The 25,534-nt window shown below is 68.4% G+C and carries 21 protein-coding genes and 1 tRNA gene; 14 read left to right on the top strand and 8 right to left on the bottom strand.

Annotated features, from left to right (window positions below):
• Positions 1–188: 188 nt before the first annotated feature.
• Both RSP45_RS04170 and RSP45_RS04165 read left to right on the top strand, forming a co-directional pair.
• Positions 189–830 carry a TRAP transporter small permease subunit gene (locus RSP45_RS04170; protein WP_415393327.1) on the top strand — a complete coding sequence of 214 codons (642 nt, stop codon included), beginning with the start codon at positions 189–191 and terminating at the stop codon, positions 828–830.
• On the top strand, positions 827–2,833 hold the full coding sequence (locus tag RSP45_RS04165; RefSeq protein WP_415393326.1) for a TRAP transporter large permease: 2,007 nt from the start codon (positions 827–829) through the stop codon (positions 2,831–2,833). Before RSP45_RS04170 ends, RSP45_RS04165 begins: the two co-directional genes overlap by 4 nt.
• A 205-nt stretch (positions 2,834–3,038) precedes the next feature.
• On the opposite strand, the gene RSP45_RS04160 is transcribed toward RSP45_RS04165, so the two are convergent.
• Complete coding sequence (locus RSP45_RS04160) at positions 3,039–4,145, bottom strand: TRAP transporter substrate-binding protein (protein WP_415393992.1); 1,107 nt, start codon at positions 4,143–4,145, stop codon at positions 3,039–3,041.
• Positions 4,146–4,429: 284 nt separating this feature from the next.
• Here RSP45_RS04160 and RSP45_RS04155 point away from each other — a divergent pair, with 284 nt between their 5' ends.
• The 3 genes from RSP45_RS04155 (at position 4,430) to RSP45_RS04145 (ending at position 7,253) form a co-directional block, all read left to right on the top strand.
• On the top strand, positions 4,430–5,257 hold the full coding sequence (locus tag RSP45_RS04155) for an ABC transporter permease (RefSeq protein ID WP_415393325.1): 828 nt from the start codon (positions 4,430–4,432) through the stop codon (positions 5,255–5,257).
• On the top strand, positions 5,254–6,060 hold the full coding sequence (locus tag RSP45_RS04150) for an ABC transporter permease (protein WP_303729908.1): 807 nt from the start codon (positions 5,254–5,256) through the stop codon (positions 6,058–6,060). Before RSP45_RS04155 ends, RSP45_RS04150 begins: the two co-directional genes overlap by 4 nt.
• A 113-nt stretch (positions 6,061–6,173) precedes the next feature.
• Positions 6,174–7,253: an ABC transporter ATP-binding protein gene (locus RSP45_RS04145; protein ID WP_415393991.1), complete on the top strand. Its 1,080-nt coding sequence runs from the start codon at positions 6,174–6,176 to the stop codon at positions 7,251–7,253.
• A 140-nt stretch (positions 7,254–7,393) separates the two neighbouring features.
• On the opposite strand, the gene tpiA is transcribed toward RSP45_RS04145, so the two are convergent.
• Positions 7,394–8,140 carry a triose-phosphate isomerase gene (tpiA, locus tag RSP45_RS04140; RefSeq protein ID WP_415393324.1) on the bottom strand — a complete coding sequence of 249 codons (747 nt, stop codon included), beginning with the start codon at positions 8,138–8,140 and terminating at the stop codon, positions 7,394–7,396.
• 183 nt (positions 8,141–8,323) lie between these two features.
• Between tpiA and metH the strand changes: the two genes are divergently transcribed.
• The 9 genes from metH to RSP45_RS04095 all read left to right on the top strand — a co-directional run bounded on the left by metH (position 8,324) and on the right by RSP45_RS04095 (position 19,811).
• The gene (metH, locus tag RSP45_RS04135; protein ID WP_415393323.1) at positions 8,324–12,073 is read left to right on the top strand and encodes a methionine synthase; all 3,750 of its coding nucleotides are present in this window, start codon (positions 8,324–8,326) and stop codon (positions 12,071–12,073) included.
• Between the two features lie 79 nt (positions 12,074–12,152).
• A tRNA-Leu gene (locus RSP45_RS04130) sits at positions 12,153–12,239 on the top strand.
• A 176-nt stretch (positions 12,240–12,415) separates the two neighbouring features.
• On the top strand, positions 12,416–13,519 hold the full coding sequence (locus RSP45_RS04125) for an ABC transporter ATP-binding protein (RefSeq protein WP_415393322.1): 1,104 nt from the start codon (positions 12,416–12,418) through the stop codon (positions 13,517–13,519).
• Between the two features lie 29 nt (positions 13,520–13,548).
• Positions 13,549–14,631 (top strand): ABC transporter substrate-binding protein, encoded by a 1,083-nt coding sequence (locus RSP45_RS04120; RefSeq protein WP_415393321.1) that lies wholly within the window; start codon positions 13,549–13,551, stop codon positions 14,629–14,631.
• Between the two features lie 84 nt (positions 14,632–14,715).
• A complete protein-coding gene (locus RSP45_RS04115) occupies positions 14,716–15,792 on the top strand; it encodes an ABC transporter substrate-binding protein (RefSeq protein ID WP_415393320.1) in 1,077 nt (358 codons plus the stop codon).
• Between the two features lie 56 nt (positions 15,793–15,848).
• The gene (locus RSP45_RS04110; RefSeq protein ID WP_415393319.1) at positions 15,849–16,925 is read left to right on the top strand and encodes an extracellular solute-binding protein; all 1,077 of its coding nucleotides are present in this window, start codon (positions 15,849–15,851) and stop codon (positions 16,923–16,925) included.
• Positions 16,926–16,971: 46 nt separating this feature from the next.
• Complete coding sequence (locus RSP45_RS04105) at positions 16,972–18,270, top strand: ABC transporter permease (RefSeq protein ID WP_415393318.1); 1,299 nt, start codon at positions 16,972–16,974, stop codon at positions 18,268–18,270.
• Positions 18,271–18,274: 4 nt separating this feature from the next.
• Positions 18,275–19,246, top strand: coding sequence for an ABC transporter permease (locus tag RSP45_RS04100; RefSeq protein WP_303731140.1), 972 nt, complete (start codon positions 18,275–18,277; stop codon positions 19,244–19,246).
• 7 nt (positions 19,247–19,253) lie between these two features.
• On the top strand, positions 19,254–19,811 hold the full coding sequence (locus RSP45_RS04095) for a hemerythrin domain-containing protein (RefSeq protein ID WP_415393317.1): 558 nt from the start codon (positions 19,254–19,256) through the stop codon (positions 19,809–19,811).
• Between the two features lie 10 nt (positions 19,812–19,821).
• Here the strand turns inward: RSP45_RS04095 and RSP45_RS04090 are convergent, their stop codons facing one another.
• Genes RSP45_RS04090 through RSP45_RS04065 form a run of 6 tightly spaced genes read right to left on the bottom strand, consistent with a single transcriptional unit; the run spans position 19,822 to position 25,290 of the window.
• Complete coding sequence (locus RSP45_RS04090; RefSeq protein WP_073062382.1) at positions 19,822–20,763, bottom strand: AEC family transporter; 942 nt, start codon at positions 20,761–20,763, stop codon at positions 19,822–19,824.
• Positions 20,760–21,563 (bottom strand): MBL fold metallo-hydrolase, encoded by an 804-nt coding sequence (locus RSP45_RS04085; protein WP_415393316.1) that lies wholly within the window; start codon positions 21,561–21,563, stop codon positions 20,760–20,762. Before RSP45_RS04085 ends, RSP45_RS04090 begins: the two co-directional genes overlap by 4 nt.
• Positions 21,560–22,369 carry a TatD family hydrolase gene (locus tag RSP45_RS04080; protein ID WP_415393315.1) on the bottom strand — a complete coding sequence of 270 codons (810 nt, stop codon included), beginning with the start codon at positions 22,367–22,369 and terminating at the stop codon, positions 21,560–21,562. Before RSP45_RS04080 ends, RSP45_RS04085 begins: the two co-directional genes overlap by 4 nt.
• Positions 22,370–22,373: 4 nt before the next feature.
• Entirely contained in the window at positions 22,374–23,468 is a 1,095-nt protein-coding gene (locus tag RSP45_RS04075) for a DNA polymerase III subunit delta' (RefSeq protein WP_415393314.1), read from the bottom strand.
• Complete coding sequence (gene tmk, locus RSP45_RS04070) at positions 23,465–24,109, bottom strand: dTMP kinase (protein WP_415393313.1); 645 nt, start codon at positions 24,107–24,109, stop codon at positions 23,465–23,467. Before tmk ends, RSP45_RS04075 begins: the two co-directional genes overlap by 4 nt.
• 11 nt (positions 24,110–24,120) lie before the next feature.
• The gene (locus tag RSP45_RS04065) at positions 24,121–25,290 is read right to left on the bottom strand and encodes a D-alanyl-D-alanine carboxypeptidase family protein (RefSeq protein WP_415393312.1); all 1,170 of its coding nucleotides are present in this window, start codon (positions 25,288–25,290) and stop codon (positions 24,121–24,123) included.
• Positions 25,291–25,534 lie beyond the last annotated feature (244 nt).

The following is a 25,534-nucleotide window of genomic DNA, read 5'->3' as shown; positions in this document are numbered from 1 at the left end:
GCCGCCGGGCCGGACTGCCGGGCGCGCCCTCTGCCGGGGTGCCGCACCCGGGCGCCTTTGCGACGTGCGGAAACGCTTGACCGCGGGCGACCCGCTCCGCCATATCCGCGCATCGTCGAGTGCCGCAGCGGCTTCGTGGCCCGCGCAGATGCGCCCCCGACCCCCGCTGCCAGAAGAGGAATGAGTTCATGGGCGGCCTGTTGGCCCTGTCGCGCGGCATCGACCGCATCAACACGGTGATCGGGCGCAGCGTCAGCTGGCTGATCCTGATCGCCGTGATCGTGAGTGCGGGGAACGCGATCATCCGCAAGGTCTGGTCGATCTCGTCCAACGCCTGGCTGGAACTGCAGTGGTATCTCTACGGGGCGGCATTCCTGCTGGCCGCGGCCTATACGCTGCTGGAAAACGAACATATCCGAATCGACATCCTGTATGGCGCGCGGTCGCGGCGCACCCAGCACTGGATCGACCTGATCGGGCATCTGCTGTTCCTGATGCCCTTCGTCACGCTGATGATCTGGCTGATGATCCCGTGGTTCGAGCGGTCCTACCTGTCGGGCGAGCGATCGATGAACGCGGGCGGGCTGATCCTGTGGCCGGCCAAGGCGCTGCTGCTGGCCGGGTTCATCCTGCTGTTCTTCCAGGGGATTTCCGAAATCATCAAGAAGATCGCGGTGATGCGCGGGCTGATCCCCGACACGCAGGCGCAGTTCACCAGCCACGGCGAGCTGGAGATCGACGAGCAGCTGCTGGCCGAGGCGGGCTTTGTCCAGCCCGGCGCCGACACTGACGACACCGACGGCAGCAAGCGGGGAGAGCCGCGCAAATGATGGCCCTCATCGCGCAGAACATGGCGCCGATCATGTTCATGAGCCTGGTGGTGTTCCTGCTGCTGGGGTATCCGGTCGCCTTCGCGCTGGCCGCCAACGGGCTGCTGTTCTTCGTCATCGGGGTGGAGCTCGCGCCGCTGTCGGGCGGCTCGATCAACCTCAGCTGGCCGCTGCTGCAGGCGATGCCGGAACGGCTGTGGGGGTTGCTGAGCAACGAGACCCTGCTGGCGATTCCCTTCTTCACCTTCATGGGCATCGTGCTGGAGAAATCCGGCATGGCCGAGGATCTGCTGGATACCGTGGGCCAGCTGTTCGGCCCGGTGCGCGGCGGTCTGGCCTATGCGGTGATCATCGTCGGCGCGCTGCTGGCGGCGACCACCGGCGTGGTGGCGGCCTCGGTCATCGCCATGGGGCTGATCTCGCTGCCGATCATGCTGCGCTACGGCTATGACCGGCGCATCGCCTCGGGGGTGATCGCGGCCTCGGGGACGCTGGCGCAGATCATCCCGCCCAGCCTGGTGCTGATCGTGCTGGCCGACCAGCTGGGGCGTTCGGTCGGCGACATGTACAAGGGGGCGATGATCCCCGGGCTGGTGCTGACCGGGCTCTACATGGCCTATGTGTTCGTGATGACGCTGGTGCGGCCGAACTCGATGCCGGCGCTGCCGAAAGAGGCGCGGACGCTGGGTTCCGGCGTCGCCTCGCTGCTGGTGGCGACCGCGGCGACGGTGGCGATGGCCTGGCTGGCGTTCCGCTGGCTGCATCCGACGCAGGGCACCAATGCCGACATCCTCGCCCCGGCGCTGGCGGTGGTGGTGATCTATATCGTGGCGCTGCTGGACCGCGCCCTGCGCATCAACGCGATGAGCCGGCTGGCGCAGCAGGTGATCATCGTGCTGATCCCGCCGCTGGCGCTGATCTTCCTGGTGCTGGGCACGATCTTCCTGGGCATCGCCACCCCCACCGAGGGCGGCGCCATGGGCGCGGTCGGCGCGCTGGTGCTGGCCGCCGCCAAGGGCCGGCTCAAGGGCGGGGTGATCAGCCAGGCGCTGACCGCGACCACAAGGCTGTCGGCCTTCGTCATGTTCATCCTGGTGGGGGCGCGGGTGTTCTCGCTGACCTTCTACGGGGTGAACGGGCATCTGTGGGTCGAGCATCTGCTGACCTCGCTGCCCGGCGGCGAATACGGGTTCCTGATCGTGGTCTCGATCCTGGTGTTCCTGCTGGCGTTCTTCCTCGATTTCTTCGAACTGGCGTTCATCATCGTACCGCTGCTGGCCCCCGCGGCCGAGGCGCTGGGGATCGACCTGATCTGGTTCGGGGTGCTGCTGGCGGTGAACATGCAGACCTCGTTCATGCACCCGCCCTTCGGTTTCTCGCTGTTCTTCCTGCGCTCGGTCGCGCCCAAGGCGCCCTATCGCGACAAGGTGACCGGGCGGATGATCGAGCCGGTGCGCACCGGGCAGATCTACTGGGGGGCGGTGCCCTTCGTGGTGATCCAGCTGGTGATGGTGGCGGTGGTCATGCTGTTCCCGGGGCTGGTCATGCATTACAAGGGCCCGCCGATCGACACCTCGAACGTGCAGATCAACATCCCGATGAGCGGCGGCCTGGGCGGCGGCGGTCTTGGAGGGCTTGGCGGAGGCGGCCTTGGCGGTCTGGGCGGCAACCCGTTCGGCGCCCCGGCCACCCCGCCCTCGCCGGGCGAAACCCCCGCCCCGGCCGCACCCCCCGCCGGCGGCCTGGGCGGCCTCGGCGCGCCCCCGAGCTTCGGCACCCCGGCCCCGGCCGCGCCGGAGGCAGCACCCGCCGCGCCTGCGGCAGGTGGGCTGGGCGGGTTGGGCGCGCCGCCGAGCTTCGGCACGCCCGCACCGGCTGCGCCGGGGGCCGCGCCCGCTGCCCCGGCCGTGCCGGGGGCGGTAGTTCCCGCAGCTCCGGCGGGTGGTCTTGGCGGGCTGGGTGGGCCGCCGAGCTTTGGCGCTCCGGCCGCCACCGCCGACTGAGCCGGCAAACGAGACGACGAAAAAGGGCGCCCCTGTGGCGCCCTTTCTGCTGTCCGAAATCGGGAAAGATGCAGCGCCCGGACCTCGTGCCCGAGCTGCGGCCCGGCTGTGGTCCCTGACGGGCGGACGCAGGCGCTGCTCGCATCAGCCGCGCATGAAAAAACCGCCGCCCTGATGCGGGGCGGCGGTTCTTGAGTGGCGGTCCTTACAGCTTGCCGTTGCGCTGCTGGATCATCATCATCGTGTCGAAGGTGTATTCGCCGGTCTGGCTGTAGAGATACCAGTCGGCGAGGAAGGGCTTCTGCGCCTCCCACATGCGCTTGAACTCGGGGTTCTCGGCCGAGAGCTCGTCATAGACCTGGCGCGAAGCCTCGAAACCCGCGACCATCACGTCCTCGGGGAAGGGCAGAGGCTGGGCGCCGCTCTGCGCCAGCCGCTTCAGCGCCGCCGGGTTCTTGTAGTCGTATTCGGCCAGGGTGTTCATGTCGACCGCCATGCAGGCGGTGCGCAGGATCGACTTGTAGGACTCCGGCAGCTCGTTCCACTTGGCCAGGTTGAAGAACATGCCCACCGTCGGCGCGCCTTCCCAGAAGCCGGGGTAGTAGTAGTAGGGCGCGACCTTCTGGAAGCCCAGCTTTTCGTCGTCATAGGGGCCGACCCATTCGGCCGCGTCGATGGTGCCCTTTTCCAGCGCTGGGTAGATGTCGCCCCCCGCCAGCTGCTGCGGCACCACGCCCAGCTTCTCGACGATGCGGCCCGCCAGCCCGGCGATGCGCATCTTCAGCCCCTGCATGTCGGCCAGCCCGGTGATCTGCTTGCGATACCAGCCGCCCATCTGCACGCCGGTGTTGCCGCAGGGATAGCAGATCAGATTATGCTTCTGCAGGAACTCGTTATAGGCGTCGATCCCGCCGCCGTGATAGTTGTAGGCGGCCTTGCCGCGGGCGTTGAAGGTCCAGGGCAGGTCGGCGCCGCAGGCGAATGCCGGGTCCTTGCCCCAGCTGTAGTAACCGACCGAGTTCGCCATTTCGACCGTGCCGTCGGTGGCCGCGTCGATCGACTGCAGCCCGGGGACGATCTCGCCGGCGGCAAACACCTGGATGTTGAACTTGCCGTCGGTCGCCTCGCGCACCCGGTCGGCGACGTCGACGCCGCTGCCATAGATGGTTTCCAGCGACTTGGGGAAGGACGAGGCGCAGCGCCAGTTGATCGTGGGCTGCTCCTGCGCGATGGCGGGGGCGGCCAGCCCGGCGCCGGCGGCTGCGGCCGCGCCGCCGACCGAGGCGGTGGTCAGGAACCGGCGGCGATCCAGTCGGGTGGTGTCGGTCAAGTCGTATCCTCCTGTCGAGTGATCCGGGCGCGCTCTTGACCGGAGCGCTGCCCGCTTGCGCTGCAGATTGCATTCTTGCCGCGGCGCTGTCCACAAGCCGATGCAAGGGTTTGCCCGGTTCCGGCCCGCGCGGCGATGGCGGGCGCGCCAGCCCCCGTGTTTTGCGTCTTTCCCTTCTGTGCCGACTGTGGAATCCATGGTGAAAACAAGGACCGACAGGGACGGCAATGGCAGCAAGCGGCACAGAGACGGGGCAGGGCCTGCGCATGATCACGCCGCCGCTGCTTTATGCGGTGCTGATGCTGGCGATTCCGCTGCTGACCATCCTGACGTTTTCCTTCATCCGCGACGGCTACCAGATTGTCATCTGGGAGTTCACGCTGGAGAACTATCGCGCGGTCTGGGCCGACCAGATCTTCCGCGCGCTGATGCTGCGCTCGCTGGGGGTGGCGATGCTGGTGACGCTGGCCACAGTGGTGCTGGCGTTCCCGGTCGCCTATTTCCTGTCCTTCGTGGTGGCGCCGCGGCGCAAGGCGATGTGGATCTTCCTGATCACCATCCCGTTCTGGACCAGCTACCTGATCCGGGTGTTCCTGTGGAAGGTGATCCTGGGCTATAACGGGGTCATCAATTCGGGCCTGAAATCGCTGGGGCTGATCGAGCAGCCGCTGTCCTTCCTGCTCTACAACACCGGCTCGATCGTGGTGACGCTGGCCCATGCCTATGCCCCCTTTGCGATCCTGCCGATCTATGTGGCGCTGGAACGCATCGACCGCTCGCTGCTGGAAGCCGGGCGCGATCTCGGCGAAAGCCGGGCGATGACCTTCTGGCGGGTGACGCTGCCGCTGGCGATGCCGGGGGTGCTGGCGGCGGTGCTGATCGTGTTCATCCCCACCATGGGCGATTACGTCACCCCCACCCTGATCGGAGGCGGCAAGATCCCGATGGTGGCCAACCTGATCCAGGCGCAGATGCTGGACATCGACAACAAGCCGCTGGGCTCGGCGATCGCGGTCACCGCGATGCTGATCGTCACCCTGCTGGCGGCGCTGTTCCTGCTGCTCAACCGCCGCTTCCTGCGGGTGCGGACATGAGGGGCGGGGGCTTGCGCGCCTATGCGCTGCTGTATCTGCTGTTCCTTTACGCGCCGATCCTGCTGCTGCCGGTCTTTGCCTTCAACTCGGGCACCATCGTCGCCTTTCCGCTGAACGAGTTCACCACCCAGTGGTTCTCGCAGCTGTGGGGCAACACCACCCTGCGCCGCGCGCTGGTCAATTCGCTGACCATCGCGGTCAGCGCCGCGGTGCTGGCGACGGTGCTGGGGATGTTCGCGGCCCGCGCCTCGACCCGCTACCGCTTTCCGGGGCAGGGGGCGGCGCTGGGGCTGATCATGCTGCCGCTGGTGCTGCCGGAGATCATCGTCGGCGTGTCGCTGCTGGTGGTGCTGCTGGCGGTCGGGGTCGAGCTGTCGGTGCTGACCGTCATCATCGGGCACACGCTGATCTGCACCCCCTATTCCGTGGCGATCCTGACCACGGCGTTTTCCTCGCTGGACCAGTCGCTGGAGGAAGCGGCGCAGGACCTGGGCGAATCGCGCTGGAACGCGTTCCGGCTGGTGATCCTGCCGCTGGTGATGCCCGGCATCATGTCCTCGCTGCTGATGAGCTTCACCATCAGCCTGGACGAGTTCATCATCGCCTTTTTCCTGGCGGGGAACGAGCCGACGCTGCCCACCTATATCTTCAGCCAGCTGCGTTTCCCCAAGGCGATCCCGATGATCATGGCGCTGGGGACGGTGCTGGTGGCGGCCTCGATCCTGCTTCTGGCGCTGGCCGAATATTTCCGCCGCCGCGGCGCCGCCCGCACCGGCCAGACCAACAGCGGAGGATTCCTGTGACCGCCCAGACTTCCGGTCCCGCCCTGAACCCGGGCACCGCGCCTGCGCCCGCCGCCGCCGGCCCGGCCCGCGATGCACAGGGCCGCCCCACCCCCATCTCGTCGCGCCGGGCGATGATCGAATGCCGGGGCGTGCATAAATATTACGGCGACTACCACGCGCTACGCGGCATCGACCTGACCATCCGCGAGGCCGAGTTCTTTTCCCTGCTCGGCCCCTCGGGCTGCGGCAAGACCACGCTCTTGCGCACCATCGCCGGGTTCGAGGATATTTCCTCGGGGGTGGTGCTGATCGACGGGCGCGATATGGCCAGGGTGCCGGCGAATGCGCGGCCGACCAACATGGTGTTCCAGTCCTACGCCATCTTCCCGCATCTGACCGTGGCGCAGAACGTGGCCTTCGGCCTGCGCCGCGACCCGCGAAGCCGCGCCGAAAAGGCCGCCGCGGTGGACGAGGCGCTGGCGATGGTCGGGCTGAAGGGCTATGGCGCCCGCGCAGCGCACGCGCTTTCGGGCGGGCAGCGGCAGCGGGTGGCGCTGGCCCGGGCGCTGATCCTGAAACCCAAGGTGCTGCTGCTGGACGAGCCGCTGTCGGCGCTGGACCGCAAGATGCGCGAGCAGATGCAGGTCGAGCTGATCAAGCTGCAGCGCCAGGTCGGCATCACCTTCGTGCTGGTCACCCACGACCAGGAAGAGGCGCTGGTCATGTCCGACCGCATCGCCGTGATGTTCGAGGGCGAGATCGCGCAGCTTTCCTACCCCGAGGAGCTTTATTCCCGCCCGGTCAGCCGCCGCGTCGCCGATTTCATCGGCATGATGAACTTTCTGCCCGTCCGCATCCTCGGCGACAGCGACGCGGGCGTGCGCGTCGACGTGCCGGGTTTCGGCGAGTTCGACATTCCCGCCGCCAATGTCAGCCGCGCCGATCCGGGCGACCCCGGCCCTTCGGTCGGCTTCCGCCCCGAGGCGGTGACGATCCTGTCCCGCGACGCCCCGGCGCCGCATCGCGAGACTCCGGGGGTGATCGAAGAGGTCGTCTATTACGGCGACATGACCTATTACGACGTGCGGCTGGAGGGGGCCGAACGCCCGGTCCGCATCTCGATGCGCAACGTCTTCGGCCGCGACATCCAGGACCTCGGCACCCGCACCCGCGTCAGCTGGTCCCCCGGCTCGCTGATCCTGTTCCGCTGACGCCGCCTGCGGCCGCGCGGCGCTTCTTCATCACTCAAATATCCCGGGGCTTCCGAGCGCCCGGAAAACGGTCCGGTGGACCGTTTTCAGCGAGGAAGGCCGCAGGCGCGAGGGGCAGCGCCCCTCCGCCCACCTTGCCGTCAGGCCGCGTCGAGCGCCGCGATAATGGCGCCGAAATCGCTGGCCTTGAGGCTGGCGCCCCCGACCAGTGCCCCGTCGACATCGGCAATCGCAAAGATCTCAGCCGCGTTCGCGGGCTTGACGCTGCCGCCGTAGAGCAGCCGGAACCCGGCGCCGTCACCGAAACGGGCGACCAGAGCCGCGCGCATGGCGGCGTGGACCTCGGCAATCTGCTCGTTCGTCGGGGTGCGGCCGGTGCCGATGGCCCAGACCGGTTCATAGGCGATCACGGTGTTGGCCGCGGTGGCGCAATCGGGGACGGACCCCGCCAGCTGCCGGGCGATCACGTCCAGCGTCTCGCCGGCGTCGCGCTGCGCCTCGGTTTCGCCCACGCAGATCACGCTGGCGATGCCGGCGCGATGGGCGGCGACGGCCTTGGCGCTAACGGCCGCGTCGGTCTCGCCATGATCGGCGCGGCGCTCGGAATGGCCGACGATCACATAGACCGCGCCGGCGTCGCGCAGCTGCTCGGCCGCGATGTCGCCGGTATGGGCGCCCGAGTCTTTCGCATGGCAATCCTGCCCGCCGACCGCGACCACCCCTTGCCCGGCGCGTTCCACCATCGGATGGACCAGCGTCGCGGGCGGGCAGATCAGGATCTCGCAGCGGGCGCTGCCATGCTCGCGCATCAGGGTTTCCACCTCGGCCAGCGAGGCGATCGTTCCGTTCATCTTCCAGTTGCCGGCGGCAAGCTTGCGGGGCGCCATGTGATCCTCCGTATGGGTCGGCCCTCGCCTAGCCCGGCAGGGCGGCGGGGATCAAGGGCGGCAGCGCCGCAAGCCCGCCCGGACATGAGCTGCGTTCATGTAAAGCCTGCAAGACATGAATTACACATCTTGCCGCGCCTGCCCTATACAGGCGGCAATCCCAGCCGAACCCGATAGGTCGCCATGTCCTTCCAGTCCCAGCCCACGCTGTCCCCCGTTTTCGATGCCATCCGCGAAGCCGCCGCAAAGCGTATCCTGATCCTCGACGGGGCGATGGGGACGCAGATCCAGCAGCTGGGCCTGTCCGAGGATGATTTCACCGGCCACGGCGCAGGGTGCGGCTGCCATATCCACTCGAACCACCCGCAAAAGGGCAACAACGACCTGTTGAACCTGACCCAGCCCGCGGCGATCGAGGAAATCCATTACCGCTATGCGCTGGCCGGCGCCGATATCGTGGAAACCAACACGTTTTCCTCGACCAGCATCGCGCAGGCCGATTACGGGATGGAAGCGCAGGTGTTCGAGCTGAACCGGCAGGGCGCGATCCTCGCCCGCCGGGCGCTGGACCGGGCCACCGCGCAGGACGGGCGGCCGCGCTGGGTCGCGGGTGCGCTGGGGCCGACGAACCGCACCGCCTCGCTCAGCCCCGACGTGAACAACCCGGGCTTCCGCGCCATCAGCTTTGACCAGCTGCGGGTGGCCTATGCCGAACAGATCCGCGGGCTGATCGCCGGCGGCGCCGACCTGATCCTGATCGAGACGATCTTTGACACGCTGAACGCCAAGGCCGCGATCTTTGCCGCCGACGAGGTGTTCGAGGATACCGGCCTGATCCTGCCGCTGATGATTTCCGGCACCATCACCGACCTGTCGGGGCGCACCCTGTCGGGGCAGACGCCGACCGCGTTCTGGCATTCGATCCGCCACGCGCGGCCGCTGACCGTGGGGCTGAACTGCGCTCTGGGGGCGGATGCGATGCGCCCGCATCTGGTCGAGCTGTCGGATATCGCCGACACGCTGACCTGCGCCTATCCCAACGCCGGGCTGCCGAACGAGATGGGCGCCTATGACGAAACGCCCGAGCTGATGGCCGCGCAAATCGGCGGTTTCGCGGCCGAGGGGCTGGTCAATATCGTTGGCGGCTGCTGCGGCTCGACCCCGGAACATATCGCCGCCATTGCCGCGGCGGTGGCCGCGCATCCGCCGCGCCGGGTGCCCGAGATCGCGCCACAGCTGCGGCTGTCGGGGCTGGAGCCGTTCATCAAGACCGACGCGATCCCCTTCGTGAACGTGGGTGAGCGCACGAACGTCACCGGCTCGGCCCGGTTCCGCAAGCTGATCACCGCCGGGGATTTCCCCGCGGCGCTGGAGGTCGCGCGCGACCAGGTGGAAAACGGCGCCCAGATCCTCGACGTGAACATGGACGAGGGGCTGATCGATTCGGCCGCCGCCATGACCACCTTCCTGAACCTGATCGCGGCGGAACCCGACATCGCCCGCGTGCCGCTGATGATTGACAGCTCGAAATGGGAGGTGATCGAGGCCGGGCTGAAATGCACCCAGGGCAAGGCGGTGGTGAACTCGATCAGCCTGAAAGAGGGAGAGGAACAGTTCCTGCACCACGCCCGCCTGTGCCGCCGCTATGGCGCCGCGGTGGTGGTGATGGCCTTCGACGAAACCGGGCAGGCGGATACCGAGAATCGCAAGGTCGAGATCTGCTCGCGCGCCTATGAGCTGCTGGTGAACACGGTCGGCTTCCCGCCCGAGGACATCATCTTCGACCCCAATATCTTCGCCGTGGCGACCGGGATCGAGGAACACGACAATTACGGCGTCGATTTCATCCGCGCCACCGCCCGCATCCGGCAGGGGCTGCCGCACGCCCATGTCTCGGGCGGGGTGTCGAACCTGTCCTTCAGTTTCCGCGGCAACGAGCCCGTGCGCGAGGCGATGCACGCGGTGTTCCTCTATCACGCGATCCAGGCCGGCATGGACATGGGCATCGTGAACGCGGGCCAGCTGGCGGTCTATGACCAGATCGACCCGGCGCTGCGCGAGGCCTGCGAGGATGTGGTGCTGAACCGCCGCCCGGCGGGCGAGGGCACCGCGACCGAGCGGCTGCTGGACCTTGCCCAGCGGTTCAAGGGCGAGGGTGGCGCCAAGGCCCGCGAAAAGGACCTGAGTTGGCGGGAATGGCCGGTGGACAAGCGGCTGGAACACGCGCTGGTCAACGGCATCACCGAATATATCACCGAGGACACCGAAGAGGCCCGTCTGGCCGCCGCCCGTCCCCTGCATGTCATCGAAGGCCCGCTGATGGCCGGGATGAACGTGGTCGGCGACCTGTTCGGGGCCGGCAAGATGTTCCTGCCGCAGGTGGTGAAATCGGCCCGGGTGATGAAACAGGCCGTCGCCCACCTGCTGCCCTTCATGGAGGCCGAAAAGTCCGAGGGCGGATCAAGTTCCGCCGGCAAGGTCCTGATGGCAACGGTGAAAGGCGACGTGCACGATATCGGCAAGAACATCGTCGGCGTGGTGCTGGCCTGCAACAACTACGAGATCATCGACCTGGGGGTGATGGTCCCGGCGCAGAAGATCCTGGAGACCGCGCGGGCGGAAAAGGTCGACATCATCGGGCTGTCGGGGCTGATCACGCCCTCGCTTGACGAGATGGTGCATGTCGCCTCGGAAATGGAGCGTGAGGGCTTCGACATCCCGCTGCTGATCGGCGGCGCCACCACGAGCCGCGTGCATACCGCGGTCAAGATCAACCCGCGCTATCACAAGGGGCAGACCGTCTATGTGACGGATGCCAGCCGCGCGGTGGGGGTGGTCTCGAACCTGCTGTCGGATGAGAAGGTCAGCTATATCAGCGACCTGCGCCGGGAATATGAGGAGGTCGCGAACCGCTATAACCGCGGCGACGACAACCGCCCGCGGCTCTCGATCGAGGATGCGCGCGCCAACGCGGTCAAGCCCGACTGGTCCGCCTATCAGGCGACGCCGCCGCAGTTCACCGGCACGCTGGCGCTGCCCGACTGGGATCTGGCCGAGATCGCGCGCTATATCGACTGGACCCCGTTCTTCCAGACCTGGGAGATGAAGGGGGTCTATCCCCGCATCCTCGACGACCCGAAACAGGGCGAAGCGGCGCGGGCGCTGTTCGCCGACGCGCAGGCGATGCTGGCGCGGATCATCGAGGGGCGCTGGCTGAACCCGCGCGCGGTCATCGGCTTCTGGCCGGCGAACCGGGTCGGCGACGACATCCGGCTGTGGGCGGACGAGAACCGCGCCACGCCGCTGGCCACGCTGCACACGCTGCGCCAGCAGGTGATCAAGCGCGATGGCCGCCCGAACGTGGCGCTGGCCGATTTCATGGCGCCCGAGGGCCAGCGGGACTGGATCGGCGGCTTCGTGGTGACGGCGGGCGACGAAACCGACCGGGTGCAGGCCTTCAAGGATGCGCATGACGATTTCTCGGCGATCCTGCTGCAGGCGCTGGCCGACCGCTTCGCCGAGGCGCTGGCCGAGCTGGTGCACGAGCGGGTGCGCCGCCAATACTGGGGCTATGCGCAGAACGAATCCTTTACCCCGCAGGAACTGATCGCCGAACCCTATCAGGGCATCCGCCCGGCGCCCGGCTATCCCGCCCAGCCCGACCACACCGAAAAGCGCACGCTGTTTGCGCTGCTGGACGCCACCGCGGCGACGGGGGTGGAACTGACCGACGGCATGGCGATGTGGCCGGGGTCCTCGGTCTCGGGGCTCTATCTGGCGCATCCCGACGCCTATTATTTCGGCGTCGCCAAGGTCGAGGCCGACCAGGTGGCCGATTACGCCGCCCGCAAGGGGATGACGCTGGCCGAGGCCGAGCGCTGGCTGGCGCCGCTGCTGAACTATACCCCCGGCGCGGTGATCGCCGCCGAGTGACGAAAACCGGCCCCGAAATCTGCCGCGCCCCCTTTTCAAACGCCGCGGGCGCGGCTATGTCAGCGCTCACCACGGATATGCGGTCGTGGCGGAATTGGTAGACGCGCAGCGTTGAGGTCGCTGTTCCTTAACCGGAGTGAAAGTTCGAGTCTTTTCGACCGCACCATGACAAAGGCGCCCCTAGCGGGCGCCTTTTCGTTTCTGCTGCGCCCGGGCCCGGCGCTGCCGCCGGTGCAATCGCCGGCGGGATCGGCCAGTTTCACCAAAATACGGCATTGCGGGACGATTGTGGCGCTGGTTAGAGTGTCCATGCGCAGACAAGAACGACGGGGAGCGAGCGCCTTGACCACTGCCTTCGGCAACGACGGTTTCGTCGTCTTCGACCATGTCCAGAAAAGCTACGACGGCCAGACCCTTGTCGTGAAGGACCTCAACCTCTCGATCGGCAAGGGCGAGTTCCTGACCATGCTGGGCCCCTCGGGGTCGGGCAAGACCACCTGCCTGATGATGCTGGCGGGGTTCGAGACCGCCACCCATGGCGAGATCCGGCTGGACGGACGCAACATCAACGACGTGCCGCCCCACAAGCGCGGCATCGGCATGGTGTTCCAGAACTATGCGCTGTTTCCGCATATGTCGGTGGGCGAGAACCTGGCGTTTCCGCTGGAAGTCCGCGGCATGGGCAAGGCCGAACGCGAAAGCCGCATCACCCGCGCGCTGGACATGGTGCAGATGGGCAAGTTCCGCAACCGCCGCCCGGCGCAGCTTTCGGGCGGCCAGCAGCAGCGGATCGCGCTGGCCCGGGCGCTGGTCTTCGACCCGCAGCTGGTGCTGATGGACGAGCCGCTGGGCGCGCTGGACAAGCAGCTGCGCGAGCATATGCAGTATGAAATCAAGTCTCTGCACGACAGTCTTGGAATCACCGTGGTCTATGTGACCCACGACCAGGGCGAGGCGCTGACCATGTCGGACCGCATCGCCGTGTTCAACGACGGGCGTATCCAGCAGCTTGCCGCGCCCTCGGTGCTGTATGAGCAGCCGGAAAACAGCTTCGTCGCCGGATTCATCGGCGAAAACAACAAGCTGCTTGGCACGATCGAGAAAATGGACGGCTCTCGCGCGCTGGTCCGGCTGGCCACGGGCGAGCTGATCGACGCCACCGCCGTCAATGTCAGCGGTATCGGGCAGCAGACGCTGGTGTCGATCCGCCCCGAACGGGTCGAGTTCAAGCCCGAGCTGATGCCCTCGGACGCCCACACCATCGATGCGCAGGTGCGCGACGTGATCTACATGGGCGAACTCCTGCGCGCCCGGATGACCGTCGCCGGCAGCGAGGATTTCGTGATGAAGTTCCGCAACACGCTGGGCCAGACCCGGCTGGAGCCGGGCCAGCGCATCAGGATCGGCTGGCACCCGCAGGACGCGAGGGCGCTTGATCCGGTCTGACAAGAATCGCACTCAACGGGAGGAAAGACATGAAGAAACTGCTGATCGCCTCGACGGCACTGGTCGGGATGGCCTCGATGGCCTCGGCCCAGGGCAGCGGCGTGCTGAACATTCTCGACTGGGGCGGCGCCTATGGGGCCTCGCACGCGACGGCCTATAACGCCCCCTTCGAGGCCGAAACCGGCATCCGCATCACCGTGGCCGACGCCGACAACCCCTCGACCCCGATCAAGGCGATGGTCGAGGCTGGCAACGTCACCGCCGACGTGGCCTCGGTCGAATATGCCGACGCGCTGCGGCTGTGCGACGAAGGCGCGCTGGAAGAAATCGACCTGTCGGTGCTCAAGCCCGGCCCGGACGGCTCGACCCCCGAGGATGATTTCCTGCCCGGCGCGCTGACCGAATGTTTCGTCGCGACCGACGTGTGGTCGATGGTCATGGCCTATGACGACAGCAAATTCCCCGATGCAAAGCCCTCGTCCCCGGCGGATTTCTTTGACACCGCCGCGTTCCCCGGCAAGCGCACCCTGCGCAAGGGCGCCAAGTTCAACCTGGAATTCGCGCTGATGGCGGACGGGGTGGCGCCGGCGGATGTCTATGACGTGCTGGCCACGCCTGAGGGTGTGGACCAGGCCTTTGCCAAGCTCGACACCATCAAGGGCGACGTGGTGTGGTGGGAAGCCGGGGCGCAGCCGCCGCAGCTGCTGGCCGACGGCGAGGTGACGATGGCCTATGCCTTCAACGGCCGCATCTTCAACGCCGCCATCGGCGAGAACAAGCCGTTCAACATCGTCTGGACCGGGCAGGTCTACGAGATGGAGGGCTGGATCATCCCGAAAGGCGCGCCGAACAAGGACAACGCGCTGGAATACATCGCCTTCACCACCGAGGCCGAGCGCCTGGCCCGCGCCGCCGAGCTGATCAGCTATGGCCCGACGCGGAAGTCCTCGTCCGGGCTGGTCGGTAATGTCGACGGCAAGGACATCCCGATGGCGCCGCATCTGCCCACCACCCCCGGCAATATCGAGCAGGGCATCAACTCGAACGCCGATTTCTGGGTCGACCACGACAGCGAGCTGAGCGAGCGTTTCAACGCCTGGCTGGCCAGCTGACCTGACAGGGTGGGGGCGTCGCCGCGGCGTGGCGCCCCCATCGACCGCCCCCGCAACCGACCCCATCAACGGGAAGGAACCCTTATGACGAAACGACTGATCGCGGGCACCGCGCTGGCGCTGATGGCGGCCACAGCGGTTTCGGCCCAGGACGGGATCACCATCACCACCTATGGCGGCGCCTTTGGCGAGGCACTGAACGAATCGCTGGCCAAGCCCTTTACCGCGGAAACCGGCATCCCGGCGATGATGGTCGACAACTCGGACCCGCCGGCCAAGCTCAAGGCCGAGGTCGAGGCCGGCAACGTCACCGGCAACGTGTTCGACGTGGAACAGTCCGACGTGATCCGGCTGTGCGACGAGGGGCTGATCGAGCCCATCGACCCCGCGATGCTGGCGCCGGGCGCCGACGGCTCGACGGCCGAGGACGATTACCTGCCGCAGGCGCTGCACGAATGCGCCACCGCGATCATGGTCTGGGCCACGGTCATCGCCTATGATGTCGGCGCGTTCGACACCGCGCCGACCAAGGTCGCGGATTTCTTCGACCTCGAGAACTTCCCCGGCAAGCGCGGGATCATCAAGCGCCCGAAATACGCGCTGGAGTTCGCGTTGCTGGGCGACGGCGTAGCCCCGGACGAGGTGTATGACGTGCTGTCCACCCCCGAGGGCGTGGACCGCGCCTTTGCCAAGCTCGAATCCATCAAGGACCAGGTGGTCTGGTGGGAAGCCGGCGCGCAGGCCCCGCAGCTGCTGGCCGATGGCGAAGTCGCGATGACGCTGGCCTATAACGGCCGGATCTTCGATGCGATGGTCGGCGAGGGCAAGGACTTCGGCTTTGTCTGGGACGGCGCCAACCTCGACATGGACTACTGGGTGATCCCGAAGGGCGCCCCCAACATGGAGGCGGCGCAGAAGTTCATCGCCTTCGCCTCGGACCCGGCGCGGCAGGCGGATCTGTCGAAATACATCGCCTATGGTCCGCCGCGCAAATCGGCCGCGCCCAGCGTCGGCACCTACAAGGACGGCACCACCGAGATGGCGCCCTATCTGCCGACGACGCCCGAGAATGCCGAAAGCGCGCTGGTCAACGACGCCGGGTTCTGGGCCGACCACGGCACCGAGCTGACCGAGCGTTTCAACGCCTGGCTGGCCGGCTGAACCAGACCGGGGCGCGCGCAGACCCGCGTGCGCCCCGACCCCGCAAAGGCAATTCGATGCTCAAGCCGCTGATCCTGTCCGCTGTCCTTCTGCCGGCCGCCGTTCTGGTCCCCGCGCTGGCGGATGATGCGCCCCTGACCGTGGTGTCCTGGGGCGGGGATTTCGCGGCCATGCAGGATGCGGCGCTGGCGCAGCCCTTTGCCGCCGCCACCGGCCGCAAGCTGCGCTTCGTCGACACCGACGACCCGGCCGGGCTGGTCAAGGCCCAGGTCGAGGCCGGCAATGTCACCACCGATGTGGCCAGCGTCGGGCAGGGCGCCGCCATGCGCCTGTGCGCCGAGGGCGATGTCGAGCCGATCGACCCCGCCACCCTGCCGCCCGCCCCCGACGGCACCCCCGCGGTGGCGGATTTCATGCCCGGCACGCTGGGCGAATGCTTCGTGCCGACCGACATCTATTCGACCGTCATCGCCTATGACGCAAGCGCCTTGGATCCCGCGCCGCAGACCGCGGCGGATTTCTTTGACCTGCAGCGGTTCCCGGGGCGGCGGGGGCTGGGGCGCACCCCGCAGTTCACGCTCGAGCTGGCGCTGATCGCCGACGGGGTGCCCGCCGGGCAGGTCTATGAGCTGCTGGCGACCGAGGCGGGCGTGGAACGGGCGCTTGCCCGGCTGGACGGTATCCGCGACCAGATCGTCTGGTGGGACGCCGGCGCGCAGCCGATCCAGCTGCTGGCCGATGCCGAGGTCGCCATGGCCCACGCCTATAACGGCCGCGTCTACAAGGCGGCCGAGCTCGACGGGCTGCCGCTGGCGATCCTGTGGGATGCGCAGCTTTACGAGGTCGAGGGCTGGGTGATCCCCAAGGGCGCGCCGCTGGCCGAGCAGGCGCGCGCGTTCGTGGCGTTCTCGACCTCGGCCGAGGCGCAGCTGCGCAGCGCCGCGATCCTGCCCTATGGGCCGCCGCGGCTGTCGGCGCAGGCGATGCTGGCCGACGCGGGCACGGGGCTGGCCCCGCATCTGCCGACCGCCCCCGCGAACATGGCGAATGCGCTGTTCGTGGCCCCCGAGTTCTGGGCCGACCATGAAACCGAGCTGCGCGAGCGCTTTACCGCGTGGCTGGGACAGGATTGACTGGTCCCGGGCAACCGCCGGACCGATAGATATGACGAAGGACGCCATGCAGACCGCACTCGATCCTCACGCCGCAGTCGTCTCGGAAGCCTCGGGCGGGGCGGCAACGCTGCTGACCACCGCAGACGGGCAGCCGCTGGCGCGGGCGCTGGCCCGCAGCTCGGCCCGGGCGCGGCGGCGGGCGTTCCTGCTGGTGGCGCCGCTGCTGCTGTTCGTGGTGATCACCTTCGTGATCCCCATCGGGCAGATGCTGCACCGCTCGATGTACAACGCGGGGTTCGCCGACAACATGCCGCAGGTCTCGGCGTGGTTCCAGGACAACCCGCCCGGCACCCCCATCGACGACGCCGCCTGGGGGGCGCTGGCCGCCGATCTCAAGGCCGCGGCCGAGAACCGCACCATCGGCATCGTCGGCACCAGGATCAACTATGACGTGCCGGGCACGCGCTCGCTGTTCACCTCGACCGGGCGCAAGGCCCGCGACGGGTTCGAGCCGCCCTACCGCGATGCGCTGCTGGCGGCGGATGCGAAATGGGACAACCCGACCCTGTGGCGGGCGATGCGCAGCGCCTCGTCGGCCTATACGGCCAATTTCTACCTGGCGGCGCTGGACCGCACCCGCGACGACGAAGGCAACGTCACCACGGTCCCCGAGCGCCAGCAGGTCTATGTGATGCTGTTCAAGCGCACGCTGGGGTTGTCGCTGCTGATCACCGGCATGACCTTCCTGCTGGGCTTCCCGATCGCGCATCTGCTGGCGACGCTGCCGATGCGGAAATCGAACCTGCTGATGATCCTGGTGCTGCTGCCGTTCTGGACCTCGCTGCTGGTCAGGACCACCGCCTGGATGGTGCTGCTGCAGCAGCAGGGGGTGCTGAACGACATCTTCGTCTGGCTGGGAATCGTGAGGCCGGACGGGCGGCTGCAGATGATCTACAACCGCACCGGCACGATCATCGCCATGACCCATATCCTGCTGCCGTTCATGATCCTGCCGCTGTATTCCGTGATGCGCACGATCAACCCCAGCTATGTGCGCGCCGCGCGCAGCCTGGGCGCGACCAGCTGGACGGCGTTCCGGCGCGTCTATTTCCCGCAGACCCTGCCGGGGCTGGGGGCGGGGGCGCTGCTCGTGTTCATCCTCGCGGTCGGCTACTACATCACGCCGGCGCTGGTCGGCGGCTCGACCGGGCAGCTGATTTCCAACATGATCGCCATGCACATGACCGAGACGCTGAACTGGTCGATGGCGGCGGCGCTGGCCGCGCTGCTGCTGGGTGGCGTGCTGGTGCTTTACTGGGTCTACGACCGTCTGGTCGGGATCGACAATCTCAAGCTGGGGTAATCCGATGGCGCTGCCGACCTACGCCTCGCCGCTGGAGCGGATCTGGCACTGGACCTATATCGCGCTGTGCGTCGCGATCTTCACCTTCCTGATCGCGCCGATCCTGGTGGTGATCCCGCTCAGCTTCAACGCCGAGCCGTATTTCACCTTTACCGCCAGGATGCGCAGCTTCGACCCCGAGGGATATTCGCTGCGCTGGTACGACACGCTGCTGACCTTCGGCATGGCGCGCCCCGACGCGCCGCGCGACGCGGCGTGGTGGGCGGATGTCTGGGCCAATGCGCGCTGGATCAACGCGGCCAAGAACTCGGTGATCATCGGCATCTTCTCGACCATCCTGGCGACGGTGCTGGGGACACTGGCGGCGCTGGGGCTGTCGCGGCCGGAGATGCCGTTCCGCCGGATGATCATGGCGGTGCTGATCTCGCCGATGATCGTGCCGATCATCATCACCGCGACGGGGATGTTCTTCTTCTACTCCTCGGCCTGCGTGGACAGCACCACCACGCTGGGGCGGCTGCTGGCGCCGGTGCTGTCGAACAACGGCTGCCTGGCGAATACCTATCTGGGGGTGATCCTGGCCCATGCCACGCTGGGGATTCCGTTTGTCATCATCACGGTGACCGCGACGCTGATCGGGTTCGACCAGTCGCTGAACCGGGCCGCGGCCAGCCTGGGGGCCAACCCGCGGCGGGTGTTCTTCAAGGTGACGATGCCGCTGATCCTGCCCGGGGTGATCTCGGGGGCGCTGTTCGCCTTCGTCACCTCGTTCGACGAGGTGGTGGCGGTGCTGTTCATCGCCGGCCCCGACCAGCAGACCATCCCGCGGCAGATGTGGAACGGCATCCGCGAACAGATCTCGCCCGCGATCCTGGCGGTGGCGACGCTGCTGGTGGTGTTCTCGATCGCGCTGCTGACCACGGTCGAGCTGTTGCGCCGGCGCGGCGAAAGGTTGCGCGGCCTGACCCCGGCATGACCCCCGCATGACCCCGGACGAGATCGAGGACGACGCCGCCCGGCCCCGCGCGCCAGAGTTCGCCCTGACGCCGTTCCAGGAGCTGAACGGCAAGGGGCTGGCGGCGATCCACCGCTGGTATCTGCGCGACCTGTCGGCGGTGGGGGCGCTGATGGGCGACATCCGCGCCGGACTGGCGCAGCCGGGGGAACTGGCCCCGGCGGTCAGGGGGATGCCGATGGCGCGGAACCTGGCGCTGTTCGGCACCGCCTGCGGCCAGCAATGCCGGGCGATCACCACCCACCACCAGATCGAGGATTTCCACCTTTACCCGGCGCTGGAACGGCAGGGAAACCCGGGGCTGAACGCGGTCCTTACCCGGTTGCGCGCCGAACATCGCGGGCTGGAGGTGCTGATCGAGACGCTGGCCGCCGACGCCGATGCGCTGGCCGAGGACCCGGCGCCCGCGCGTTTCGACGCCTGCGCCGCGGGTTTTGCCGCGCTCGACCGGGCGGTGCGCTCGCATTTCCGCTATGAGGAAGACGAGATCGGCCCGGCGCTGGGGTATTACGAGGTCCGGGTCTGACGGCGCGCGCCTAGGGCAGCAGCCCCAGCCAGAACCATGCGGTCAGCAGGCTCAGCGCCGTGGCGACCAGTACGCTGGACGCCGCCACCCGCTGCGCGCGCCCGTAAAGCGCCGCGAACAGATAGGCGTTGACCCCCGGCGGCATCGCCGCGGTCAGCACCGCCGAGCGTACCCCGGCGGGCGGGGTGCCGAAGGCATGGGTCAGCGCCAGCGTCACCGCCGGGTGGATGACCAGCGAGGCCGCGCAGCATAGGGCGACCAGCCGCAGCTCACCCTCGGGGCGGTAGCGATAGAGGATGCCGCCCAGCCCGAACAGCGCCGCCGGCAGCGCCGCGCGCGCGATCATCCCCGCGGCGGCCCAGAACCCCTCGGGCAGGACCAGCCCGGCGGTCTGCGCCAGGTTGACCGCCAGCCCGGCGAGGATGCCGATCACCAGCGGCGTGCGCAGCACGCCCCCCAACGCCCGCAGCGCCACGGTCGCCACCGACAGGTTCTGGCCGCGGGCGCGGGTGAACTCCATCACCGTGATCCCGAAGGTGTAAAGCAGCGGCGAATGGATCGAGATGATCGCATAGTTCCCCGTCAGCGCCTGCGCCCCGTAAGCGCGTTCGGTGATCGGCACCCCCAGCAGCAGCGAGTTGGAAAACAGGCACACGAAGCCGATCGCCACGCAATCCTCGGGCGGGCGGCCAAGCGCCTGCGCGCCGAAATACCCCAGCGCGAACCCCAGAAAGGCGCCGGCATAGAACGCCCCCAGCATCCCCGCATCCAGATCGGCGCCCAGGTCCATCGCCGCCATGGATTGGAACAGCAGCACCGGCAGGGCAAAGTTCTGCGCAAAGCGCTGGATGCCGTCGATGGCGGAATCCGACAGCATCCCGCGCCAGGTCACCACATAGCCATAGCCGAGGATCAGGAAGACCGGCAGGACGACGGTGAAAAGGACGCTCACAACTCGATCACCATGAGGTCGTGGGCGGGGACCACATTCGCGGGCGTTTCGGCCAGCAGCTTGTCGTGGTCGAGGTCGATATGCATGTTCGTCAGCACCCCGCGCCGCGCGCCTGAGCGCCGGATCCAGTCCAGCGACAGCGCCAGATGCGCGTGGCTGGGGTGCGGCGTGCGGCGCAGCGCGTCGCAGATGAACACCTCGGGGTGCATGATCGCGGGCCAGGCCTCGTCGGGGATCTCGCGCACGTCGGGCAGATAGACCAGCGCCTTGCCGCCCTCGGCCTCGGCGATGCGGAACCCCAGCGAGGGGATGCCGCCGTGGTCGACCGTGAACGGGGTGAAATGCAGCCCGCCGCCCGCGCCCTCGATGGTGAAGGGGCCGTCGATCAGGTTCAGCTGCAGGATCGGCGGATAGGTCGAGCCGGGCGGCGTCTCGAACGCATAGCCGAAGCGGTGCAGCAGCGCCTGCGCCGTGGGCTGGTCGGCCCAGCCCGGCAGCAGCGCGCGGCGGTTGTGGACGATCTGGCGCAGGTCGTCGAGCCCGTGGATATGGTCGGCGTGCGGATGCGTCCAGACCACCGCGTCCAGCAGCCCCACCCCCGCGTCGGTCAGCTGCGCCACCATGTCGGGGCCGCTGTCGATCAGCACCTGCGTGGCACCCAGGCGGCCCGGAAGCTCGACCAGCAGCGAACAGCGGCGGCGGCGGTTCTTGGGGTTGGCGGGGTCGCATTCGCCCCAATGCCCGCCCAGCCTCGGCACCCCCCCGGACGAACCGCAGCCGAGGATCGTGGCGCGGATCACCGCGCTGGCCCCGCGGCCCGGGTAAACAGCCGGTCGAAATTGGCGCTGGTGGCGGCGGCGAACTCGGCCTCGGTCAGCCCGTAAAGCGCGGCGCCGGCGCGGGCGGTGTGCACGACATAGGCGGGTTCGTTGCGCTTGCCACGATAGGGGGGCGGGGCCAGATAGGGCGCGTCGGTTTCGACCAGCACCCGGTCGAGCGGTGCTGCGGCAAAGATCTCGCGGATCTCGGTCGAGCGGGGGAAGGCCGCGATCCCCGACATCGACAGATAGAACCCCAGGTCCAGCGCCACCTGCGCAAGCCTTGGCCCCGAGGTATAGCAGTGCATCACGCAGGAAAACGCCCCCGCCGCGTGTTCGCGCGCGAGGATCGTGGCCATGTCGTCGTCGGCGTCGCGGGAATGGATGATCAGAGGCAGCCTGGTGCGGCGCGCGGCCTCGATATGCACCACCAGGCTTTCGGCCTGCGCGCGGGCGCTGTCGGCAGTGTAGTGATAGTCGAGCCCGGTTTCGCCGATACCGACGAATTTCGGGTGCGCGGCCAGCGCCTCCAGCGCCTCGACCGTGACCAGCGGTTCCTCGGTCGCATACATCGGATGGGTGCCGGCGGCGTAGAACACGCCGTCATGCGCCTCGGCGATGGCGCGGACCTGCGGTTCCAGCCGCAGCCGGGTGCAGATGGTCACCATGCGGCTGACCCCGGCGGCGCGGGCGCGGATGACCAGATCGCCGTGTTTTCCGTCGAAATCGGGGAAATCGAGGTGGCAATGGCTGTCCACCAGCTGCGGTGGCGCGGTGTCGGGGGTCATCGGTTCATCCTCGGCCGGGCGTGTCGGCGCGGCCTTGCGCAAGGGTCAGAAGCATATCCATCACCAGCGCCGCAGGGTCAAGGTTGACCGCCCGACCGGCGCGGGCGCGCGCCGACAGTTCGGCCAGCGCGGCGGCCCAGTGCCGGGCGGCACGGTCGTCGGGGGATATGCGGGCGAGGGTGGCGGATTCCTGCGGCGCGGCCTCGGGCAGGGGCGGGCCCAGCAGGCCGCTGCGGGCGGCACGGGCCAGGAACAGTTCGATCAGGGTCATGGTCAGGTCGAAGGGGTCGCCTTCGGCCCCCGGCCGTCCGGCGGCGGCCTGCGCGAACGCCGCCGCGGCGTGGCGGTCCATGTCGGGATGGCGCGAAAACAGCGCCACCAGCTGCGCATAGCGGTCGAGCCCGTCCTGCCCGGCCAGCCGCAGCGCCTCGCCCACCGAGCCGCCCGACAGCGCCGCCAGCCGCGCCGCGTCGCCCGGCACCTGCAGCGGCGCGAGCGCCCGCGCCATGTCCTCGGGCGACAGCGGCGCCAGCCGCAGCTCGCGGCAGCGCGAGCGGATGGTGGGCAGCAGCCGCGCCGGCCGATGCGCGACCAGCAGCAGCAGCGCGTCGCGCGGCGGTTCCTCCAGCAGCTTGAGCAGGGCGTTGGCGGCGTTGGGGTTCATGTCGTCGGCGGCGTCGATGATGGCGACGCGGCGCCCGCCCTCGACCGCTGAAAGCTGAAAGAACGACAGCAGCCGGCGCATGTCGTCGACGACGATCTCCCCTCGCAGCCGGCCCTTGTCGTCAAGGCTTCGGCGGACGAGATGCAGCCGCGGCTCGGACAGGGCCAGCAGCCGGCGGGCGACGGGGTGGTCCGGCGGCACCGACAGGTCGGGGCTGTCGGCGTCCGCCAGCAGCCAGCGGGCAATGCGCCAGGCGAGCGTCGCCTTGCCGGTGCCGCGCGGGCCGGTGATCAGCCAGCCGTGGTGCAGCCGCCCCGAGGTGGCGGCGGCGTGGAACTGCGCGATGGCGGCATCCTGGCCGACCAGAATGGCGGTCTCGCGCGGGTGGGGGGCGCCGGGAACGCGGTCGGATTCGACGGGGATATCCTCGGTCATGGCGCGGCCAGCGCCTCGCGCACGCGGGCGGCAACGACACCCGCATCGCCGCGCCCGTCGATCAGCTGCACCCGTGCGGGGTGGCGGCGGGCAAGGTCGCGGAACCCCGCGCGCAGGCGTTGCTGAAAGCCCAGCCCCATGGATTCATAGCGGTCCTCGGCCTGTGGCGTGGCTTGTCCTTCGGCCCGGCCGGTGGCCCGGGCCAGCGCCTCGGCGGGGTCGAGGTCGATGACCAGGGTCCGGTCGGGCTCGACCCCGATCACCAGCCGGTGCAGTACCTCGACCAGTTCGGCGAACCGCGCCTGTTCGGCCGGATCATCGCCGCGCGCCGCGCCCTGATAGACCCGGGTCGAATCGGCGAAACGGTCGCTCACCACCCAGGCGCCGCGGTCGAGCGCCGGGCGGATCAGGCGTTCCAGATGGTCGCGGCGGGCGGCGGTGAACAGCAAAAGCTCGGTTTCCGGTGACCAGCGGTCGGGCGGCCCCTCGACCAGCAGCCGGCGGATGTCCTCGGCGCCGGCCGAGCCGCCGGGCTCGCGGGTCAGCACGACCTCGTGCCCCTCTGCCCGCAGCGCCTCGGCCAGCAGCCGCGCCTGGGTGGATTTTCCCGACCCGTCGATGCCTTCGAAGCTGATGAACACGCCGCCGCCGGTCAGCCGCGGACCGCGGCCATCGCCCGCTGCCCCAGCCGCAACGCCGCGTTCTGCAACCGCCCCATGAAACCGGCCCGCGCCACATCCGTGGCCGCAAACAGCGCCAGCCGCGATTCGACCGAGCCGGGGACCGAGATCACCAGCTCTCCCAGCCGCTGGCCGGCGGCGATGGGGGCCTCGACCGGGCTGTCGAATACCGCTTCGGCGGTGACGCCGGAGGCCGCGCCCGCGGGGATCAGCACGTTCACCCCGTCGTCGGTGGTCAGCGCCACCCGCCGCGATTCGCCCAGCCAGACCGGCGCCCAGGCCACCGTCTCGCCCTTGGGGATCACGGTCTGCATGGTGAACTGGCCAAAGGCCCAGTTGACGATCCGTTCGGATTCCTCGGCCCGCGCCCGTTCCGAGCCCAGCCCGTTCAGCACGAAGATCACCCGCCGCCCGTTCTGCACCGCCGAGCCGACCAGCCCGTAGCCCGCCTCTTGCGTGTGCCCGGTCTTGAGCCCGTCGGCCCCCAGCCCCATCCCGAGGATCGGGTTGCGGTTGTGGATATTGGCCGGCGCGCGGTTGTCGTATTCAAAGGTCTTGAGCGCGAAATTCGTGTAAAGCTGGGGGAAATCGCGGATCAGCCGCTCGGCCAGCAGGCCGAGATCGGCCGCGGACATGACATGGCCCGGCGCCGGCCACCCCGAGGCGTTCACCAGCCTTGTGTCGTTCAGCCCCAGTTCGCGGGCGCGGGCGTTCATCTGGCGGGTGAACTCTTCCTCGCTGCCGGCCAAGCCTTCGGCCAGCACCACGCAGGCGTCGTTGCCCGACAGCACGATCACGCCCTTGATCAGCTCGTCCACCGTGGGACGGTCCTGTTCGTTCAGGAACATGGTCGAGCCGCCCATCTGCCGCGCCTTGGTCGAGACCGGCATGGTGGTGTCCAGACTGATGCGGCCTTGCCGCAGCGCTTCGAACACCATGTAGATGGTCATCAGCTTGGACATCGAGGCCGGGGGCAGGGCCTCATGCGCGTTCTTTTCCAGCAGCACGGTGCCGGTGGTCATGTCATAGACCCAGGCGGCGCGGGCCGAGGTGTCGAACCCCTGTGCCGCGGCGGGAATCGCCAGCAGCAGCGCCAGCGCCGCCGAGAGACCGGCCAGAACACGGGACAGAAGCGTGCGCATGAGTGGTCCTTTGCCTGTTTGGCGACAGGGTTAACCGAGCCGGCGCCATCTCGCAACGCCGTCCTCCCGCACAGCCTGCACCGGCACAGGTAAAGATTCGCTGAACGCGCGCAGAGAAACTGCGCGCGTTCGTTCTTCCTTGCAGAAATATCCCGCGGGCTTCCGGGCGCCCGGAAAACGGTCCGGTGGACCGTTTTCAGCGAGGAAGGCCACGGCAGTGGCCCGGGGGCGCGTAGCCCCCGGA

Source organism: Paracoccus sp. SJTW-4 (assembly GCF_047716885.1).
In the GTDB taxonomy this organism is placed as follows: domain Bacteria; phylum Pseudomonadota; class Alphaproteobacteria; order Rhodobacterales; family Rhodobacteraceae; genus Paracoccus; species Paracoccus solventivorans.
Note: the sequence above shows the minus strand (reverse complement) of the source record. Positions and strands in the feature narration are given on the sequence as shown.

Excerpts from the sequence above, each read along its gene's own strand:
- RSP45_RS04170 (WP_415393327.1), top strand. The coding sequence starts at position 189 with ATGGGCGGCCTGTTGGCCCTGTCGCGCGGCATCGACCGCATCAACACG.
- RSP45_RS04165 (WP_415393326.1), top strand. The coding sequence starts at position 827 with ATGATGGCCCTCATCGCGCAGAACATGGCGCCGATCATGTTCATGAGC.
- RSP45_RS04155 (WP_415393325.1), top strand. The coding sequence starts at position 4,430 with ATGATCACGCCGCCGCTGCTTTATGCGGTGCTGATGCTGGCGATTCCG.
- RSP45_RS04150 (WP_303729908.1), top strand. The coding sequence starts at position 5,254 with ATGAGGGGCGGGGGCTTGCGCGCCTATGCGCTGCTGTATCTGCTGTTC.
- RSP45_RS04145 (WP_415393991.1), top strand. The coding sequence starts at position 6,174 with ATGATCGAATGCCGGGGCGTGCATAAATATTACGGCGACTACCACGCG.
- tpiA (WP_415393324.1), bottom strand. The coding sequence starts at position 8,140 with ATGGCGCCCCGCAAGCTTGCCGCCGGCAACTGGAAGATGAACGGAACG.
- metH (WP_415393323.1), top strand. The coding sequence starts at position 8,324 with ATGTCCTTCCAGTCCCAGCCCACGCTGTCCCCCGTTTTCGATGCCATC.
- RSP45_RS04120 (WP_415393321.1), top strand. The coding sequence starts at position 13,549 with ATGAAGAAACTGCTGATCGCCTCGACGGCACTGGTCGGGATGGCCTCG.
- RSP45_RS04115 (WP_415393320.1), top strand. The coding sequence starts at position 14,716 with ATGACGAAACGACTGATCGCGGGCACCGCGCTGGCGCTGATGGCGGCC.
- RSP45_RS04110 (WP_415393319.1), top strand. The coding sequence starts at position 15,849 with ATGCTCAAGCCGCTGATCCTGTCCGCTGTCCTTCTGCCGGCCGCCGTT.
- RSP45_RS04105 (WP_415393318.1), top strand. The coding sequence starts at position 16,972 with ATGCAGACCGCACTCGATCCTCACGCCGCAGTCGTCTCGGAAGCCTCG.
- RSP45_RS04100 (WP_303731140.1), top strand. The coding sequence starts at position 18,275 with ATGGCGCTGCCGACCTACGCCTCGCCGCTGGAGCGGATCTGGCACTGG.
- RSP45_RS04095 (WP_415393317.1), top strand. The coding sequence starts at position 19,254 with ATGACCCCGGACGAGATCGAGGACGACGCCGCCCGGCCCCGCGCGCCA.
- RSP45_RS04080 (WP_415393315.1), bottom strand. The coding sequence starts at position 22,369 with ATGACCCCCGACACCGCGCCACCGCAGCTGGTGGACAGCCATTGCCAC.
- RSP45_RS04075 (WP_415393314.1), bottom strand. The coding sequence starts at position 23,468 with ATGACCGAGGATATCCCCGTCGAATCCGACCGCGTTCCCGGCGCCCCC.
- RSP45_RS04065 (WP_415393312.1), bottom strand. The coding sequence starts at position 25,290 with ATGCGCACGCTTCTGTCCCGTGTTCTGGCCGGTCTCTCGGCGGCGCTG.